General features: G+C 53.5%; 14 protein-coding genes and 6 tRNA genes. 10 read left to right on the top strand and 10 right to left on the bottom strand.

The annotated features are described in order from the left end of the window. Positions 1-152: 152 nt before the first annotated feature. Genes eat through eutC form a run of 3 tightly spaced genes read left to right on the top strand, consistent with a single transcriptional unit; the run spans position 153 to position 3,787 of the window. On the top strand, positions 153-1,562 hold the full coding sequence (eat, locus tag ABIC79_RS06095) for an ethanolamine permease (RefSeq protein ID WP_015689496.1): 1,410 nt from the start codon (positions 153-155) through the stop codon (positions 1,560-1,562). A gap of 21 nt (positions 1,563-1,583) precedes the next feature. After that, complete coding sequence (locus ABIC79_RS06090) at positions 1,584-2,966, top strand: ethanolamine ammonia-lyase subunit EutB (RefSeq protein ID WP_112151262.1); 1,383 nt, start codon at positions 1,584-1,586, stop codon at positions 2,964-2,966. A gap of 11 nt (positions 2,967-2,977) precedes the next feature. Continuing rightward, on the top strand, positions 2,978-3,787 hold the full coding sequence (gene eutC, locus ABIC79_RS06085) for an ethanolamine ammonia-lyase subunit EutC (protein ID WP_354566630.1): 810 nt from the start codon (positions 2,978-2,980) through the stop codon (positions 3,785-3,787). A 102-nt stretch (positions 3,788-3,889) separates the two neighbouring features. Here eutC and ABIC79_RS06080 read toward each other — a convergent pair. The 4 genes from ABIC79_RS06080 to ABIC79_RS06065 form a co-directional block, all read right to left on the bottom strand. After that, positions 3,890-3,965 (bottom strand) — tRNA-Lys (locus ABIC79_RS06080). 7 nt (positions 3,966-3,972) lie between these two features. Then, positions 3,973-4,048: transfer RNA gene (locus ABIC79_RS06075), tRNA-Val, on the bottom strand. Between the two features lie 43 nt (positions 4,049-4,091). Then, positions 4,092-4,167 (bottom strand) — tRNA-Val (locus ABIC79_RS06070). 46 nt (positions 4,168-4,213) lie between these two features. Further along, positions 4,214-4,289, bottom strand: a tRNA-Val gene (locus ABIC79_RS06065). 263 nt (positions 4,290-4,552) lie between these two features. Between ABIC79_RS06065 and gltX the strand changes: the two genes are divergently transcribed. Further along, a complete protein-coding gene (gltX, locus tag ABIC79_RS06060; protein ID WP_013574447.1) occupies positions 4,553-5,971 on the top strand; it encodes a glutamate--tRNA ligase in 1,419 nt (472 codons plus the stop codon). A gap of 87 nt (positions 5,972-6,058) precedes the next feature. Here gltX and ABIC79_RS06055 read toward each other — a convergent pair whose 3' ends face one another. Then, entirely contained in the window at positions 6,059-6,850 is a 792-nt protein-coding gene (locus ABIC79_RS06055; RefSeq protein ID WP_015696330.1) for a formate/nitrite transporter family protein, read from the bottom strand. Positions 6,851-7,203: 353 nt separating this feature from the next. On the opposite strand from ABIC79_RS06055, the gene ABIC79_RS06050 reads away from it, so the two are divergent. Beyond that, a tRNA-Ala gene (locus tag ABIC79_RS06050) sits at positions 7,204-7,279 on the top strand. 72 nt (positions 7,280-7,351) lie between these two features. After that, positions 7,352-7,427 (top strand) — tRNA-Ala (locus ABIC79_RS06045). Between the two features lie 136 nt (positions 7,428-7,563). On the opposite strand, the gene ABIC79_RS06040 is transcribed toward ABIC79_RS06045, so the two are convergent. After that, on the bottom strand, positions 7,564-8,751 hold the full coding sequence (locus ABIC79_RS06040; protein ID WP_013574449.1) for a NupC/NupG family nucleoside CNT transporter: 1,188 nt from the start codon (positions 8,749-8,751) through the stop codon (positions 7,564-7,566). A 417-nt stretch (positions 8,752-9,168) separates the two neighbouring features. Here ABIC79_RS06040 and ABIC79_RS06035 point away from each other — a divergent pair, with 417 nt between their 5' ends. After that, on the top strand, positions 9,169-10,398 hold the full coding sequence (locus tag ABIC79_RS06035; RefSeq protein WP_013574450.1) for an Nramp family divalent metal transporter: 1,230 nt from the start codon (positions 9,169-9,171) through the stop codon (positions 10,396-10,398). A gap of 71 nt (positions 10,399-10,469) precedes the next feature. Here the strand turns inward: ABIC79_RS06035 and ABIC79_RS06030 are convergent, their stop codons facing one another. Then, positions 10,470-10,883, bottom strand: coding sequence for a DUF2502 domain-containing protein (locus tag ABIC79_RS06030; RefSeq protein ID WP_013574451.1), 414 nt, complete (start codon positions 10,881-10,883; stop codon positions 10,470-10,472). Positions 10,884-11,042: 159 nt separating this feature from the next. After that, positions 11,043-12,032 (bottom strand): L-glyceraldehyde 3-phosphate reductase, encoded by a 990-nt coding sequence (gene mgrA / locus ABIC79_RS06025; RefSeq protein ID WP_112151259.1) that lies wholly within the window; start codon positions 12,030-12,032, stop codon positions 11,043-11,045. A 328-nt stretch (positions 12,033-12,360) separates the two neighbouring features. Between mgrA and ABIC79_RS06020 the strand changes: the two genes are divergently transcribed. Continuing rightward, the gene (locus ABIC79_RS06020; protein WP_112198042.1) at positions 12,361-14,019 is read left to right on the top strand and encodes an alpha-keto acid decarboxylase family protein; all 1,659 of its coding nucleotides are present in this window, start codon (positions 12,361-12,363) and stop codon (positions 14,017-14,019) included. Here the strand turns inward: ABIC79_RS06020 and ABIC79_RS06015 are convergent. Continuing rightward, positions 14,008-14,895, bottom strand: coding sequence for a LysR family transcriptional regulator (locus ABIC79_RS06015; RefSeq protein ID WP_112198043.1), 888 nt, complete (start codon positions 14,893-14,895; stop codon positions 14,008-14,010). The two genes, ABIC79_RS06020 and ABIC79_RS06015, sit on opposite strands and share 12 nt — an antisense overlap. A gap of 132 nt (positions 14,896-15,027) precedes the next feature. Here ABIC79_RS06015 and ABIC79_RS06010 point away from each other — a divergent pair, with 132 nt between their 5' ends. Then, entirely contained in the window at positions 15,028-15,501 is a 474-nt protein-coding gene (locus ABIC79_RS06010) for a multidrug/biocide efflux PACE transporter (protein WP_013574455.1), read from the top strand. Positions 15,502-15,603: 102 nt separating this feature from the next. Continuing rightward, a complete protein-coding gene (locus tag ABIC79_RS06005) occupies positions 15,604-16,302 on the top strand; it encodes an aspartate/glutamate racemase family protein (protein ID WP_354566629.1) in 699 nt (232 codons plus the stop codon). Here the strand turns inward: ABIC79_RS06005 and ABIC79_RS06000 are convergent. Further along, complete coding sequence (locus ABIC79_RS06000; RefSeq protein WP_013574457.1) at positions 16,299-17,561, bottom strand: ion channel protein; 1,263 nt, start codon at positions 17,559-17,561, stop codon at positions 16,299-16,301. The two genes, ABIC79_RS06005 and ABIC79_RS06000, sit on opposite strands and share 4 nt — an antisense overlap. Positions 17,562-17,582 lie beyond the last annotated feature (21 nt).

Raw genomic sequence — 17,582 nt, 5'->3', positions numbered from 1 at the left:
CCTCCCCTGAATACGGCTACAGGCCGCGCCTGCTGAGGGTTTCTTAAGTGGTACAGCCTTTGCAACATCCATCCTTTGCAACACAAATAAGAGCAAGGCTGTCGCAGTTCTTTTCAACAAAAATTGAATTATCACCGGGCAGGGGATCATTTATGCAAACCACGAAAGTCACACCTGTTTTAAAACGTACACTGGGGAGTTTTAAACTTTGGGGCATTGCCGTCGGGCTGGTTATCTCCGGCGAATATTTTGGCTGGAGTTACGGCTGGGCGCAGGCAGGCACACTGGGCTTTCTTATCACTGCTCTGGTGATAGCGGCTATGTATTGCGCCTTTATTTTCAGCTTTACCGAACTCACTACGTCGATTCCGCACGCGGGCGGTCCTTTTGCTTACGCTTACCGTGCGTTCGGGCCAACGGGCGGATTTGTCGCGGGTTTCGCAACGCTGGTGGAATTTGTTTTTGCGCCGCCTGCTATCGCGATGGCGATCGGGGCGTATCTCAATGTGCAGTTCCCGTCGATTGAGCCGAAATGGGTGGCTGTTGGCGCGTATCTGGTATTTATGGCGCTCAATATTCTCGGCGTCAGTATTGCCGCCACCTTTGAACTTCTGGTCACGTTGCTGGCAATTTTTGAATTGCTGGTCTTTATGGGCGTGGTGGCGCCGGGCTTTGAAATGTCGAACTTTGTTCACGGTGGATGGGCGGGCAGCGACACTTTCAGTCCCGCAGCCTTTTCCGGTATTTTTGCAGCCATTCCTTTTGCCATCTGGTTTTTCCTGGCGATAGAAGGTGCCTCAATGGCCGCTGAAGAGGCGAAAGATCCGCAGCGTACCATTCCGAAAGCTTTTATCGGCGGCATTCTGACTCTGACCGTTCTGGCGCTCGGCGTGATGTTGTTTGCCGGTGGTGTGGGCGACTGGACCAAGCTGTCGAATATCAACGACCCGTTACCGCAGGCCATGAAACTGATTGTCGGCAGCAACAGTGGCTGGCTGCACATGCTGGTCTGGCTGGGGCTTTTTGGCCTGATTGCCTCTTTCCACGGCATTATCATGGGGTATTCCCGTCAGATCTTCGCGCTGGCCCGGGCAGGTTATTTGCCTAAACGGCTTGCCAGCGTCAACGCCCGTTTCCAGACACCGCATCTTGGTATTATCGCGGGGGGCGTTGTTGGCATCGCGGCTATTTTCTCGGATTCACTGATCGTGATTGGCGGCCAGCCACTGACGGCCAATATCGTGACAATGTCGGTCTTTGGCGCCATTGTGATGTACATCATTTCGATGGCTGCATTGTTTAAACTCCGCCGCAGCGAACCGAATTTAATCCGTCCGTTCCGTGCGCCGCTCTATCCTTTTGCACCTGCTCTGGCGCTGGTGCTGGCAGTCGTCTGTCTGATCGCTATGATTTACTACAACACCTTACTGTTTTTGATCTTCGCCGCCATGATGTTGCTGGCGTATGCCTGGTTCCGTATCACCCATCAGTCGCGCACTGATGCCGCGGAAGATCCGCAATTACGTGGCCTGCGCCCGGTTCCCGCTAAAAGCAGCAAATAATCCGGCGCGCTAAGGAGTGTTATGTTTCAGACGACATTAAGTCACCGAAGGTATCAGTTTAAGGATTTACGCGAACTGATGGCAAAGGCGTCGCCCGCACGGTCGGGCGACTATCTGGCTGAAGTGGCTGCCGCCAGCGCTGAAGAGCGCATGGCGGCAAAAATGGCACTGGCTGATGTGCCGCTCAAAACCTTCCTGCAACAATTGCTGGTGCCGTATGAGGACGATGAAGTCACGCGGTTGATTGTCGATACTCATGATGTCGCGGCGTTTGCCGCGATTTCGCATCTCACCGTCGGGGATTTCCGCGACTGGTTGTTGAGTGAAAAAACCGACAGCGTTGTGCTGGCAGCCGTCGCCCGCGGGATCACGCCCGAAATGGCGGCTGCCGTCAGCAAACTGATGCGCAATCAGGATCTGATCCTGGTGGCTAAAAAATGCCGGGTGATTACTCAATTCCGCAATACTATCGGGCTGCCGGGGCACATGAGCGTGCGCCTGCAACCGAACCATCCGACCGATAATTTACAGGGCATTGCTGCCAGTATGCTCGACGGTTTGTTATATGGCTCCGGCGACGCGGTGATCGGTATTAATCCTGCCAGCGACAGCTTACCGCTGCTGGAAAACCTCAATTACATGCTTGATGACATCATTACGCGCTTTGAAATTCCCACGCAGTCCTGTGTTCTGACGCATGTCACTAACACCATCAAACTGGTGGAGCGCGGCGCACCGGTTGATCTGGTGTTTCAGTCGATAGCGGGAACTGAAGCGGCGAACAGCGGGTTTGGTATCAATCTGGCGCTGCTGGCGGAAGCGCAACAGGCGGCGCTCAGTCTTAAGCGTGGCACGCTCGGCGACAACGTGATGTATTTCGAAACCGGGCAGGGCAGTTGTTTATCTGCCAATGCGCATTTTGGGGTCGATCAGCAAACCTGTGAGGCGCGTGCGTACGCCATCGCCCGCCATTTTTCACCGCTGCTGATTAACACCGTGGTGGGGTTTATCGGCCCGGAGTATTTGTATGACGGTAAACAAATTATCCGTGCGGGTCTGGAAGACCATTTCTGCGGCAAACTGCTGGGCGTGCCGCTGGGCTGCGATGTCTGTTACACCAATCATGCAGAAGCCGATCAGGATGATATGGACACTTTGCTGACGCTGCTCGGCACTGCCGGGCTGACGTTCCTGATTGGCGTACCGGGCGCGGATGACATCATGCTCAATTATCAGAGCACTTCTTTCCATGACGCGTTATACATCCGTGAATTACTCGGGCTGAAACATGCGCCGGAATTTGCCGTATGGCTGGAGAAAATGAAAATTATCGATCCGCAGGGCGTCTTGCAGGATACCCGGGCGTCCCATCCGTTACTGCGTCAGTTGCCGCAACTGAGCTGAGGTCTGTGCTGATGAATAAAGAAAAAGAGCAGGGATTATCGCCGCTGGTGCATAGCAACCCGTGGGAAACTCTGCGTCAGTTTACGGCTGCACGTATCGCGCTGGGACGTACCGGTTCGAGTCTGCCCACCGATGAGCTGCTGCGATTTGGTTTAGCCCATGCGCAGGCGCGTGATGCCGTGCATCAGCCCTTTGACAGCCAGAAGCTCGAACCCGAACTTTACGCGCTGGGGCTGGAAACGCTGACCGTTGCCAGCGCTGCACCGGACAGGGCGACCTATTTGTGTCGTCCTGATCTTGGCCGCAAGCTGTCAGAAAGCAGCCGTCAGGCCTTGCAGCGTCTGGCGCCGGAGCCTGCCGACGTGGTACTGGTCATCGCTGACGGTTTGTCATCGAAAGCCGTGCACCGGCAGGCCGTACCGCTGATTGCGGCGTTATTGCCCTATCTGCGCACGCTGGAGCTGAAAATCGGGCCTGTGGTGCTGGCGCATCAGTCGCGGGTGGCACTGGGCGATGATATTGCGCAGGTGATGAAAGCGAAGGCGGTAGCGATTTTGATCGGAGAACGTCCGGGATTGTCATCTCCCGACAGTTTAGGCATTTACATGACCTGGGGGCCCCATACCAAAAGACTGGAATCGGAACGAAATTGTATTTCCAATGTGCGGCCGGAAGGGCTGAATTATCCGCAGGCGGCTTTTAAACTCGCCTGGCTGCTCGAACAATCTTTCCATCGCCAGTTGTCGGGCGTCAATCTGAAAGATGAAAGCGATAATCCGGCGCTACACAATAAGGTCGTGCCGATGTTTAAACTGGAGTAGGGGGAGGAGAAAAATAGAACCAGCTGCTGGTTCGCCTCCATCACGGTTTTTCTTCGGAGTACAGATGCGAAAAAAGCGCCTATAAGGCGCTTTTCTCTGAATTGGTGGGCCGTGCTGGATTCGAACCAGCGACCAATTGATTAAAAGTCAACTGCTCTACCAACTGAGCTAACGGCCCGCAGAAGTGGTGGGCGATGACGGGCTCGAACCGCCGACCCCCTCCGTGTAAAGGAGATGCTCTACCAACTGAGCTAATCGCCCACTTCTGGGTACTTCCCCATGTAAGAAGAAACGTGCTGAGAAATGGTGGGCGATGACGGGCTCGAACCGCCGACCCCCTCCGTGTAAAGGAGATGCTCTACCAACTGAGCTAATCGCCCATTTCTCAATTCTTCTTACTTATCACAACGCGGCACTCTTAAAGAGTGGTGGGCGATGACGGGCTCGAACCGCCGACCCCCTCCGTGTAAAGGAGATGCTCTACCAACTGAGCTAATCGCCCCCGTCGTGATGGAGTCGCATTATAGGGATACTTGAAATTACGTCAACGCTTTTTAAAAACAAAAATGTTCATTCGGCTTATTTTTAGTCAACCTGACGTGTTTCTCGCCCGCGTAGTCGATTCTTTACGCATTCATGGCCTTAAACCACGTGACTGCCCCTGGTTGTGCGTTGAGGAATCAGGGCAGAGTGGTAGAATGTCAGCCACTTTTTGTTAATTGATAGCGACGTTTTTTGGCGTTGCGTGATTAAGGTTGCACCCAGATGAAAATCAAAACCCGTTTTGCCCCAAGCCCGACCGGCTATCTGCACGTCGGTGGCGCCCGTACCGCGCTCTATTCCTGGCTCTTTGCCCGCAACCTTGGCGGTGAGTTTGTGCTGCGTATCGAAGACACCGATCTCGAACGTTCCACTCAGGCAGCTATCGACGCGATTATGGATGGCATGAACTGGCTGAATCTGGACTGGGATGAAGGCCCGTATTTCCAGACCAAGCGTTTTGACCGTTATAACGCGGTGATTGATGAGATGCTGGAAAACGGCACGGCTTATAAATGCTATTGCTCTAAAGAACGTCTGGAAGCGCTGCGTGAAGAACAAATGGCAAATAACGAGAAGCCTCGTTATGACGGCCGCTGCCGCGACAGCCACGAACATCACGCTGCTGATGAGCCGTGTGTGGTGCGTTTTCGTAACCCGCAGGAAGGTTCTGTCATCTTTGACGATCAGATCCGCGGACCGATCGAATTCAGTAATGACGAGCTGGATGATCTGATCATCCGCCGTACCGACGGTTCGCCGACCTATAATTTCTGTGTCGTTGTCGATGACTGGGATATGGAAATCACCCACGTCATCCGTGGCGAAGACCATATCAACAACACGCCGCGTCAGATAAACATCCTGAAAGCGCTGGGCGCGCCGGTACCGGTTTACGCGCACGTTTCTATGATTCTGGGTGACGACGGTAAAAAACTGTCCAAACGCCACGGTGCGGTCGGCGTGATGCAATACCGTGATGACGGTTATCTGCCGGAAGCGCTGCTGAACTATCTGGTGCGTCTGGGCTGGTCTCATGGCGATCAGGAAATTTTCAGCCGCGACGAAATGAAAGCGCTGTTCTCACTGGAAAACGTCAGCAAATCTGCCAGTGCGTTTAACACTGAAAAACTGCAATGGCTGAACCATCACTACATTAACACGATGGATCCGCATTACGTGGCGACCCATCTGCTGTGGCATGTTGAGCAGGCGGGTATCGAAACCCGTAATGGTCCGCAGCTGTTTGAAATCGTGACCCTGTTGGGCGAACGTTGCAAGACGCTGAAAGAGATGGCGGAGTCCTGCCGTTACTTCTACGAAGATTTTGCAGAGTTTGATGCCGATGCGGCGAAGAAACACTTACGCCCGGTTGCACGTCAGCCGCTGGAAGTGGTTCGCGCCAAACTGGCTGCTATCACTGACTGGACCGCTGAAAACATTCACCATGCGATTCAGGGCACGGCGGATGAGCTGGAAGTAGGGATGGGTAAAGTTGGTATGCCACTGCGCGTTGCGGTAACGGGCGCAGGCCAGTCACCGGGTGTTGACGTCACCGTTCACGCTATCGGCCAGAGCCGTGTGCTGGCGCGTATCGATATGGCGTTAGCCTTTATTGCTGAGCGCGAAACACAAGCACAGTAATGGCGGTTAAATAGCGATAAAAAAGCCAGCGCGGGAAACCGGCTGGCTTTTTCTTTTCGTAAAACCCGGGTGTGAAAAACGTCTTAATTAACGTTGTTCAGTTGCCGGTGTTTCAATGGTCGGGCGGTAGGCCAGGAAATACATCAGGCCAACAAAGCCCGCACCACCTACGGCGTTACCGAGGAACACGGCCACGAAGTTAGGCAGGTATTCTGACCAGCTCAGCGCACCGGCAAAGATTGCCGCAGGCACGATGAACATATTTGCTACCACGTGCTGGAAGCCGATGGCCACGAACGCCATAACCGGGAACCACATGCCGATCACTTTGCCGCCAACTTCTTTGCTGGCGAAGGCCAGCCAGATTGCCAGACACACCAGCCAGTTACAGCCGATACCGGAAATGAACGCATGCATGAAGTCTGCGTTGACCTTCGCGGTGGCGGTTGCCACCGTTTTGCTCAGGAAAGCGCCTTCCGTCAGCCCCAGAACGTGGCCGAAGAAATAGGCCACTGCCAGGCTGCCCAGCAGGTTAGCGACAGTGACCCAGAACCAGTTACGCAGCACCGCGTAAAGGCTGATCTGACGCGCGAACCAGGCGATAGGTAGGGTCATCATATTACCGGTCAGCAGTTCTCCCCCTGCTAACACGGTCAGAATGATGCCTACCGGGAAGACGGCAGCGCCAAGCAAGTTACTGAATGAACCCCAGGATGCAGGTAATGTCCCTATTACATGCAGATCCAGAAGGAAACCGGTGGCGATGAATGCGCCAGCCAGAAAGCCCAAAATTAACAAATTCAACACGGTGGCGCGGCTTTTATTAACGCCCGCTGTGACGGCGATGGATGCGATTTCTTTAGGTGAATACAAGGACATGGGAGTGCTCGAATGGTGTAAGTTATGATTATTGCGCGAGAAGTCTATTCTGAGATTTATCTCAAAACAAGGCGATTATCATAGTCTGCTAACATTTCATTAATCATTCGGACATAGATGTTAAGGAAATGCGTAAGCAGATCAGAAAGCTAGGAAGAATGCGGGCTGGCGGACAAATTGTAAAACAAAGCGTCTGTCTGAAAATTTCCCTGATGGCAGAGGATTTTTCCCTGTGGAATGGGGGATTTGGCGGCTTTTTCAGCGCTTGAATTGAGAAACGGATTTAGCCGTTGACAGGGGTAGCGACGTTTCATATTATGCGCCCCGTTCACCCGTTTTTACGGGCATGAATTGGGGGTATAGCTCAGCTGGGAGAGCGCTTGCATGGCATGCAAGAGGTCAGCGGTTCGATCCCGCTTATCTCCACCAACTTCCTTTCCAGAGTAAGTTGGCTGTTTCCTTCCCAGGGAAACAAAAAAGTAAATGTGTACGACCTCGTGTGGGGGTATAGCTCAGCTGGGAGAGCGCTTGCATGGCATGCAAGAGGTCAGCGGTTCGATCCCGCTTATCTCCACCAAATATTAAAGAAACCCGCTTCGGCGGGTTTTTTGCTTTTGGCGCTTTGTCATTTCTCCTGCCTGTTTTACTGCGCTGAATCGCAGACATAAAAAAAGGCGCCGGAGCGCCTTTCTCGTCGTTCTGTATTTGCTTACTTACGCCAGTACCAGACCCGCGATAGAAGCAGACAACACGCTGACCAGCGTTGAGCCGTACAGCAGTTTCAGGCCGAAGCGTGAAACCACGTTGCCCTGATGTTCGTTCAGGCCTTTGATAGCGCCGGCAACGATACCGATGGAAGAGAAGTTTGCGAAAGACACCAGGAACACGGACAAGATGCCCACGCCGCGTGGTGAAAGTTCGGTTGCTACTTTCTGCAGATCCAACATCGCAACGAATTCATTGGAAACCAGTTTGGTTGCCATGATGCTGCCTACCTGCAAGGCTTCGTGACTTGGCACGCCCATCATCCACGCGAATGGATAGAAGACATAACCCAGCACGCCCTGGAAGGTGATACCGAATACCACGTCGAACAACGCATTCAGGCATGAAATCAGTGCGATGAAACCAATCAACATGGCTGCAACGATGATAGCCACTTTGAAGCCTGCCAGGATGTATTCACCCAGCATTTCAAAGAAGCTCTGACCCTGGTGCGTATTACCGATTTGCAGGTCTTCTTCTGAATCAACCTTATAAGGGTTGATCAACGACAGTACGATGAAGGTACTGAACATGTTGAGCACCAGCGCAGCAACAACAAAGCGCGGTTCCAGCATGGTCATGTACGCACCCACAATCGACATAGAAACCGTCGACATTGCTGTGGCAGCCATGGTGTACATACGTTTTTCAGACATTTTGCTCAGAATATCTTTATACGCGATAAAGTTTTCTGACTGACCCAAAATCAGGGAGCTGATGGCGTTGAAAGATTCCAGTTTTCCCATGCCATTAATTTTCGACAGAACCGTACCGATAATACGGATGACGAAAGGCAGTACACGAATGTGTTGTAAAATACCGATCAACGCAGAAATAAACACGATCGGACACAAGACTTTCAAGAAGAAGAACGCTAATCCTTTATCGCTCATGCCTCCAAATACGAAGCCGGTCCCTTCCGCAGCGAATCCTAATAATTTCTCAAACAAGTCTGAGAAGCCTTTCACAAAACCTAAACCAACAGAAGAATTCAGGAAGAAGTAGGCTAACAAGACTTCGATGACCAACAGCTGAACGATGAAGCGTAAACGGATATTTTTCCGGTCACGGCTCACCAGTAAAGCGAGTGCAGCGACAACGGCCAACGCTAATACAAAGTGCAATATTCGGGACATGGGTGCTCCAAATTAGAGGCAGGCTATATTTCGACGGTCATTTTATGTAACGCGTACATTTAAAACGTGAAGTCGATTGCAAATATAGAAATTACAGACACGAATTGCAACAAATCGCGGCCCATCACACAAAAAATCAAGATGTTAATAAAACTAAGCACAATTAGCATTCCTGTGCTAGTTTTATCATGTGCCGTAATGCGTTCTGAATCTGGCCCGTTAATGTCTGTTTTAGGAAAGTGCGCTGCGTCTGGCTTTCTGAAGCCGGGTGAGCGAATCACCCCCTCAGTTATTACCTTCTCGCTTACTGCTGCTGCCTATCAGAGTAATCACTCAGATCATTCCAAATGCACTTGATAATCATTATCAATTAGATATCATTGATGTAAGCGTAATAATTGTAAGGGTTAACTAACTATGCTGAACAGCCGGGCCGAATCTGCAGGCCGCGCGTCCAGAAAGATGAAGCTTTCACTGATGGGACCGGCCTTTATCGCCGCCATTGGTTATATCGATCCGGGCAACTTTGCGACGAATATTCAGGCCGGTGCTTCTTATGGCTATCAGTTGCTGTGGGTGGTGGTATGGGCCAACGTCATGGCGATGTTGATCCAGTTGTTGTCTGCCAAACTCGGTATCGCGACCGGCAAAAACCTGGCCGAACATATCCGCGATCGTTTCCCGCGTCCGGCCGTCTGGGCTTACTGGGTGCAGGCGGAGATTATCGCAATGGCCACCGATCTGGCCGAATTTATTGGCGCCGCCATTGGCTTCAAATTGCTTCTCGGGGTTTCCCTGTTACAGGGCGCAGTACTTACCGGGATTGCCACCTTTATTATCCTTGGGCTGCAAAAACGCGGGCAAAAGCCGCTGGAACTGGTGATCGCCGGTTTACTGTTGTTTGTTGCTGCGGCTTATATTGTTGAATTGTTCTTCTCGCAGCCAAGCATGCTGGCGCTGGGCAAAGGCATGTTAATCCCCGCACTGCCAACCGCCGATTCGGTGTATCTGGCCGCGGGTGTGCTCGGCGCGACCATTATGCCGCATGTCATTTATCTGCACTCTTCGCTGACTCAGCGGGGCGGCAAGGCGTCCAAAGCGCAGCGTTATTCAGCCACCAAGCTGGATGTCGGTATTGCCATGACTATCGCCGGTTTTGTGAATCTGGCGATGATGGCGACGGCTGCGGCGGCATTCCATTTCAGCGGACACAGCGGGATCAGTGAGCTGGATGAAGCCTATCTGACGCTGCAACCGTTGCTCGGCCACGCTGCCGCGACCACCTTCGGTCTGAGTCTGGTGGCAGCCGGTTTATCTTCTACAGTTGTCGGCACGCTGGCCGGACAGGTAGTGATGCAGGGGTTCGTGAAATTCTACATTCCGCTGTGGGTTCGCCGTACGGTGACCATGATGCCGTCTTTTATTGTGATCCTGATGGGATTAGATGCCACACGTATTTTGGTGATGAGCCAGGTATTGCTGAGCTTCGGGATTGCGCTGGCATTGCTGCCGTTGCTGGCTTTTACCGGTAACCGCAGCCTGATGGGCGAGATGGTGAATACTAAAACCGTGCAGTGGGCGGGGCGGGTCATCGTGCTGATCGTCGTCAGCCTTAACCTTTATCTGCTGACAGGTATGTTGAAATAACGCCTTCGCCAGCAACAGGTAATAAAAAACGGGACAGTTTGCGCTGTCCCGTTTTTGTTTTATTCCGTTGATTAATGGCGGTGATCGCCATGCCCGCCCCTGCGATCATCATGGCCGTGACCCCGATCCGGCCCGCGGCGGTGATCATAATGCGGACGTCCGTGGTCGCTGTGATGATAACGCGGTGGCGGCATCGGACGACGTGGAGGATGGCGTTCGTTCCACCAGCCATGATCGCGCCAGCGATAACCATCCCAGTAATAGCCACGCGGGCTGCGTGCACCATAGTGGTGACCACGGTAACCATTCCACCAGCCTGGGTTACGCCAGTCATAGCCGTCCCAGTAATAACCCCGCCTGTCGCGATCACCGATATTGATAGAAAGGCCCGGCGTATTCAGGCTGAAGCTGCTGGCCTGCACGGTGGGTACCGCCGCAGGGAGCAGGGTAAAGAACAATGTGGCAAAAAGTACCGGCTTTAACATGAGTGGCCCCAGATTCCTTATAATTTATGCTGACAGTTATAAGGGGAAGAGGGCACCGGTACTATTGCTTACAATCCTGTTTTGAATGATTTACGCGCCTTAACGGTTTACTTACGAATCCTCCATAAAGGCGCGTTTTTTATACCGCAGGGTAATCGCTTACACTAAAATCCCTTCGATCGCCGCCAGTTCTTCTGTGCTGAAATGACGGTGAGAGACCATGCCCACGGCATCGTCGATCTGGCTGGTTTTACTGGCACCAATCAGGACGGACGTCACGCGGTCGCCGCGCAGAACCCACGCCAGCGCCATCTGCGACAGCTTCTGACCGCGTGCCTGCGCAATATCATTCAGCTTACGCACTTTTGCCAGCTTCTCTTCCGTCAGCTGATCTGCTGTCAGGAACTTACTGCCGCTGGCTGCGCGGGAATCTTCAGGAATGCCCGCCAGATAACGGTCAGTCAGCACGCCGCCTGCCAGTGGCGAGAAGGCGATAGACCCGACGCCGTTATCCGCCAGCGTATCCAGCAGATCAGCCTCAACCCAGCGCTCGAACATGGAATATTTCGGCTGATGGATCAGGCACGGTGTGCCAAGATCTTTCAGGATTTCAAACGCTTTTTTGGCGCGTTCTGCCGGATAGTTCGACAAACCGACGTACAGGGCTTTGCCCTGACGCACGATCAAATCCAGCGCGGCCATGGTTTCTTCCAGCGGTGTATCAGGGTCAGGACGGTGATGATAGAAAATATCCACGTACTCCAGCCCCATGCGTTTCAGGCTCTGATTCAGGCTGGCGACCAGATATTTTTTCGAGCCCCAGTCTCCGTACGGGCCGTCCCACATGGTGTAACCGGCTTTGGAGGAAATAATCAGCTCATCGCGATAAGGCAATAAATCTTCCTGCAGGATGCGGCCGAAATGCTGTTCTGCCGAACCCGGAGGCGGGCCGTAGTTATTGGCCAGATCGAAATGGGTGATCCCATGGTCGAAAGCATGGCGGATCAGTTTCCGGCCATTCTCAAAATGGGCGTTATCGCCGAAGTTATGCCACAAACCCAGGGAAACGGCGGGCAGTTTCAGACCGCTCTGGCCACAGCGACGGTATTCCATATTCTCGTAACGGGTTGGACTGGCTTGATACACCATGTGAGTCCTTATAATAAATTCAGAAGTGAACAGAAGGTTATAAATGTCATAAAAAACCAATTTTAGTGTATGCGCTTTCACAAGCATTTCCAGCTAATCAGATCACATACGGAACAATCCTTGTGCGCAGGATCGTTGATTACCGTGACTATTCTTCCTGCCTATTACCTTTACTGCTGAATCCGCTTCCCTGCATTCACACAGTGCAGGGGTGTAACTCTGCGTTGCCATGCCTTATTTCGAATAATAAATGTGCTGTTCCCCGGTTTGGAGTAATACTCATATTAGTGGGATTAACTGGTTACTTTATTTTTCTCAGAGGATCGTCATGGTTAATGAATACACAGTAGGTGACTATCTCTTAGATCGTTTATCACTCAGCGGGATCTCCGAGTTGTTTGGCGTGCCGGGTGACTACAATCTGAAATTCCTCGACAGTGTGATTAATCATCAGCAAATCACCTGGGTCGGCTGTACCAATGAATTAAATGCCGCCTATGGCGCAGATGGTTACGCCCGTACCAAAGGTATTGCGGCGTTGCTGACGACGTTTGGTGTCGGCGAACTGAGCGCACTGAATGGCATTGCCGGTAGTTATGCGGAATATGTGCCCGTCGTGCATATCGTGGGTGCGCCAGCACTGACGTCTCAGCGTAAAGGTGAGCTGCTGCATCACACGCTGGGAGATGGCGAATTCTGTCATTTCATGCGGATGTCAGCTCCGGTCAGCGTGGCGCAGGCGTCCCTCACACCGGAAAATGCCCTGGCTGAAATCGACCGTGTGATTGAAGAAGTGATGTACAGCTCGCGGCCGGGTTACCTGTTATTGCCCAGCGATGTGGCCGCGTTGCCGGTCAGTACCCGTGCGCATGCGTTACCTGCGCGTCAGCCGCCTTTCTCGGCTTCTTCTCTGGAAGCTTTTACTGCCGCCGCTGAAACGCAGTTGCGGGGTGCAAACCGTGTTTCGTTGCTGGCGGATTTTCTGGCAGACCGCTTCAAGGTTAAAAAGGCGCTGGAACAGTGGATGGAAGAAGTGCCGCTGGCGCATTCAACGTTGCTGATGGGTAAAGGTTTATTCAACGAGCAGCAGGCGCATTTTGCTGGCACTTATTCGGGGGCCGCCAGCGCACCGTCAACGAAAGAAGCGATTGAAGGGGCTGATGTGGTGATCACGGTCGGGGTGAAATTTACTGACACCATCACCGCCGGTTTTACCCAGCAGCTTCCGTCCGGAAAATGCATCGACCTTCAGCCCTTTTTTGCCCGCGTGGGCGATAAGATCTTCCATCAGCTGCCGCTCGAAAAAACGGTCAGCGTGATGCACCGCCTGACCGCTGAACTGGCTTCCGGCCGGACGCCTTATCCTGTTAAACACAACGCATTGCCGTTGTCGCACGATAACAGCCTCGGACAATATGCCTTCTGGCAACAGATTCAGGATTTCCTGCAACCGGGAGATGTGCTGGTCGCTGAGCAGGGCACCGCCTGTTTTGGTGCGGCGGCGCTGAATTTGCCGCAGGATTGCCAGTTCGTCGTCCAGCCGTTATGGGGCTCAATCGGTTTCACGCTGCCCGCCGCATTTGGTGTACAGATTGCCGTACCGGATCGCCGTGTCGTGCTGCTGATTGGCGATGGCTCCGCACAGCTCACCTTGCAGGGATTAGGTGCCGCCATCCGTTATGGCCTGCCGCCGATTATTTTTGTGATTAACAATGACGGTTATACCGTCGAACGGGCGATACACGGCGAAACCCAGCGCTACAACGACATCGCGCAGTGGAACTGGACACAGTTCCCGGCGGCCTTCGGCGGTAAAGAAGTCTTCAGTGCGCGGGTGGATTCGCCGCAGGCGCTGAAAGAAGCGATAGCAAAGGCCACCGCACGGCGGCAGATGGCCTGGATAGAAGTCATTTTGCCAAAAATGGATATTCCTGAACTGCTCAACTCAGTGACTAAATCGCTGGCGCAGCGTAACTCAGGGCAATAAATCAGTTTCCGGTGATGGCGGGACAGTCAGCTGGTCGATGAACCACCAACCCGCCGGACCGGGCTGATTGTTTTTACTCCAGACCGCATCCACCGATATCTGCTTCGGCCAGCCGCGCATCGGCAGGCTGACCAGTTTGTCATGTCCGAACTGTTTCACCAGCCAGTGCGGCAGTGTCGCCCAGCCAAATCCCTGTTCCGCCATTTCCAGCAACATCAGATAACTGGGCGCTGACCAGATCTGACCCCGCGCCCGAGGCATTTCACGACGGCTGTAAGGCTGCAGGCAAAGCTGGCGGAAGGTGTGCAACTGCTCCGGTTGCAGATCGGTGATTTTTGCCAGCGGATGTTCACGGCTGCAAAATACCGACATATCCGTTTGTTCCGGTAAACGCGCCACACCAATGTCCGGCGGATAACTCGCCTGTACTTCCACCATGCCGACATGGGCACGGCCAGACTGCAACAGGTCGATCACATCCTGATCTTCGGCGATCTGACATTCAAATTCGATATCCGGATACCGGCGTTCAAACCGGCGCAGCAGCGCCTCGTGGTGAGTCGGCTGGTAAGTGTCAGACAGCACAAACGTCAGGCGGGTTTCCACCTGCGTCGATAAACGCACCGCCAGTTCATCGAGGCGTTCGCTGGCCGCCAGAATCGCCTGAACGTGGCTGAGCACGCGTTGTCCGGCTGGTGTCAGCACCGGCTGGCGACTCTGGCGGTCAAACAGTGTTACGCCCAGATCCACTTCCAGATTGGCGATCGCCGTACTGACACTCGACTGACTCTTGCGCAGTTTACGCGCCGCTGCTGAAAACGATCCGGTATCGGCCGCTTCGACAAAAGCCATCAGGGCTTCCGGTGAATAGCGCATCAGGTACTCCTTCTGATTCTGATCTATCTATTTTATCGATACTTTCTATCTTTTAACTATCTTATTTAGTGATGATAATGACTGCCTGTGACAGCCGTCACGTAACAATGATCAGGAATCAGGCAGGTTTTTATGTCTAAGCAAACACGGAATATCTCTCAGAAAACGTTCGGCGAACGCATTTTCCACGCGGTGGGTTTTGAAACAATCGCGGTACTGATTTCGGCACCGGCAGCAGCCTGGGCGCTGAACAAACCGGTCTGGGAAATGGGCGCGCTGGCGATCATGCTGTCGACGACAGCGATGGTCTGGAACATCGTTTATAACAGCCTGTTCGACAAATTCTGGCCGGTTTCCCGCGTGGTGCGGACATTTAAAATCCGCGTGGCGCACGCGCTGGGGTTCGAAGGTGGATTTATTATGATTGGTCTGCCGGTTGCCGCACTGTGGCTGGGGATCGGGCTGCTGGACGCCTTTATGCTGGAAGTCGGGTTCTTCCTGTTCTTCCTGCCGTATACCGTGGCCTACAACTGGGTTTACGACACGTTGCGCCAGCGCTGGATGGACCGCCGTCTGGCCGCAGAGGATTGCCCGGCCAAACATTAATCCGCATCGCTGAATGCACAAAAAAGCCCGCCGACATTTTCTTTGTCCGCGGGCTTTTTGTCGGTTATGGTTTTGCCATCCGCATAAACACAGGGTGTGCAAATGAAAACGTTAGGGTTGATTGGTGGCATGAGCTGGGAATCTACCGTGCCGTATTACCGCATGATTAACGAGCATGTGAAGCAGCAACTGGGGGGATTGCATTCTGCCAAACTGTTTCTCTACAGCGTCGATTTTTATGAAATCGAAAAGCTGCAAATGGCTGGTGACTGGCAGCAGGCGGGTGAAATTCTTGGTAACGCCGCGAATTCACTGGCGCGTGCAGGGGCGGAGGTCATCGTTGTGTGTACCAACACCATGCATAAAGTGGCAGACGATATCGAACGGATCGGCGGCCTGCCGCTGCTGCATATCGCCGATGCGACGGCTGACAAAATCACCGGACAGGGGCTGTATAAAATCGGTCTGCTCGGCACGCGTTTCACCATGGAACAGGATTTCTATCGCGGACGTTTGCAGGAAAAACATCAGATTGACGTGGTGACGCCGGATGAAGCTGACCGCGCGATTGTTCATCGCATTATTTATGAAGAGCTGTGCCTGGGCAGGATTAAGGAGGATTCCCGCGCAGAATACCGGCGGATTATTGGCAAATTAGAACAGCAGGGCGTGGAAGGCATTATTCTCGGATGTACCGAAATCACCCTGCTGGTGGGCGCTGAAGACGCGAGCGTGCCGGTTTTTGACACCACCGCCATTCATGCGCTGGCGGCGGCGGAGTTTGCACTAAAGCAGGATTAATCTTCTTCCGGGACCGGCCGGTTGAGCCGCTGTTTTGCCACCTGCATCAGCGGTTTACCTGCCAGCATCAGCCAGGCTGGCAGCATCACGATGCACAGTAGCGGCAATAATTTCAGCCCCGGCACCACCGCTGCGGCCATAAACAAGCTGAGCCAGCCGTCACGTGTCACCACCAGCACCATGCCCATGACGGCGCATGAAACGGTCACCGCCGCCGGCACATCCGGTGCGTACTGATGCAACATCAGGCCAAGCGATACCCCGACAAACACCGCCGGGAAAATGCGTCCGCCACGAAAACCGCAGGCTGCCGCCACCACTAACGCCGCCAGTTTGGTCAGGGTGATCGCCAGCAACGGCCCCATCTCAAACAACGCATTGGAATGTGCCAGTTCCTTCATTTCATCCAGCCCTTTAAACAGGGTAATTTCCCCGCCTGTCAGCGCCAGTAAACCCAGCACAAACCCGCCAATACCCAGGCGCAATACCGGATTCTGAATATTGTTAAACATCCGGTGAACATGCGGGAACAACCAGACGGCAATCATCCCCAGCGCGATGGCAATCAGCACCACGACTGACCCGCTGAAAATATCCATCAGGCTGGCGGCGTCATACGACGGAATGCTGAGCGAAAAATCGGGCTGAAAAAACTGATCGGTGGTGATGGCGCCAGCGCCCGCGGCGAGCAATGGCGCAAAAAGGCGATCCCATAACTGCACATCTTTGCTGGTGCCGAGGGTTTGCGAAAAAATCAGCGCGGCTGCCACCGGCGTGCCGAACAACGCGCCGATAGTCCCGGCCGCCGCCAGGATCACCCAGTCCGTCGTTGGCACTGCGGGCAATAAACGGGATCCTATTGCCGCCACCAGCGCGATATTAATCACTGTAATCGGATGTTCCGGCCCCAAACTGACACCGCCTGCCAGTCCGACCATCAGCGCCAGCGCCAGCCCAGGTAAAGCGCTGACTGCCACCGGGGCGCCAATCAGAGATTCCGTGGCAGGATCCGGCCCGGCGTGGCCTGGCATATACTTAATGATGGCGCCGACGCCAATGCCGGTCAGTGTCAGCATAAACAGCGTCCAGCTGGCGGATTGTGTATTGATATTCAGCACGGCGGGAATGTTCTCCCACAGCAGATTTTGCAGCGCGCCAGAAATCATCATGACGAATACCAGAACCAGGCTGGACATCACGCCAATAATGATCGCGGGCAGGGCAAAAGCTAACATGACTCTGGTGCGGGGATGGAACATGCACGTATTTCCTTATTTATA

The sequence above is a fragment of the Rahnella sp. 2050 genome (genome assembly GCF_040544515.1).
In the GTDB taxonomy this organism is placed as follows: Bacteria; Pseudomonadota; Gammaproteobacteria; order Enterobacterales; family Enterobacteriaceae; genus Rahnella; species Rahnella aceris.
Note: the sequence above shows the minus strand (reverse complement) of the source record. Positions and strands in the feature narration are given on the sequence as shown.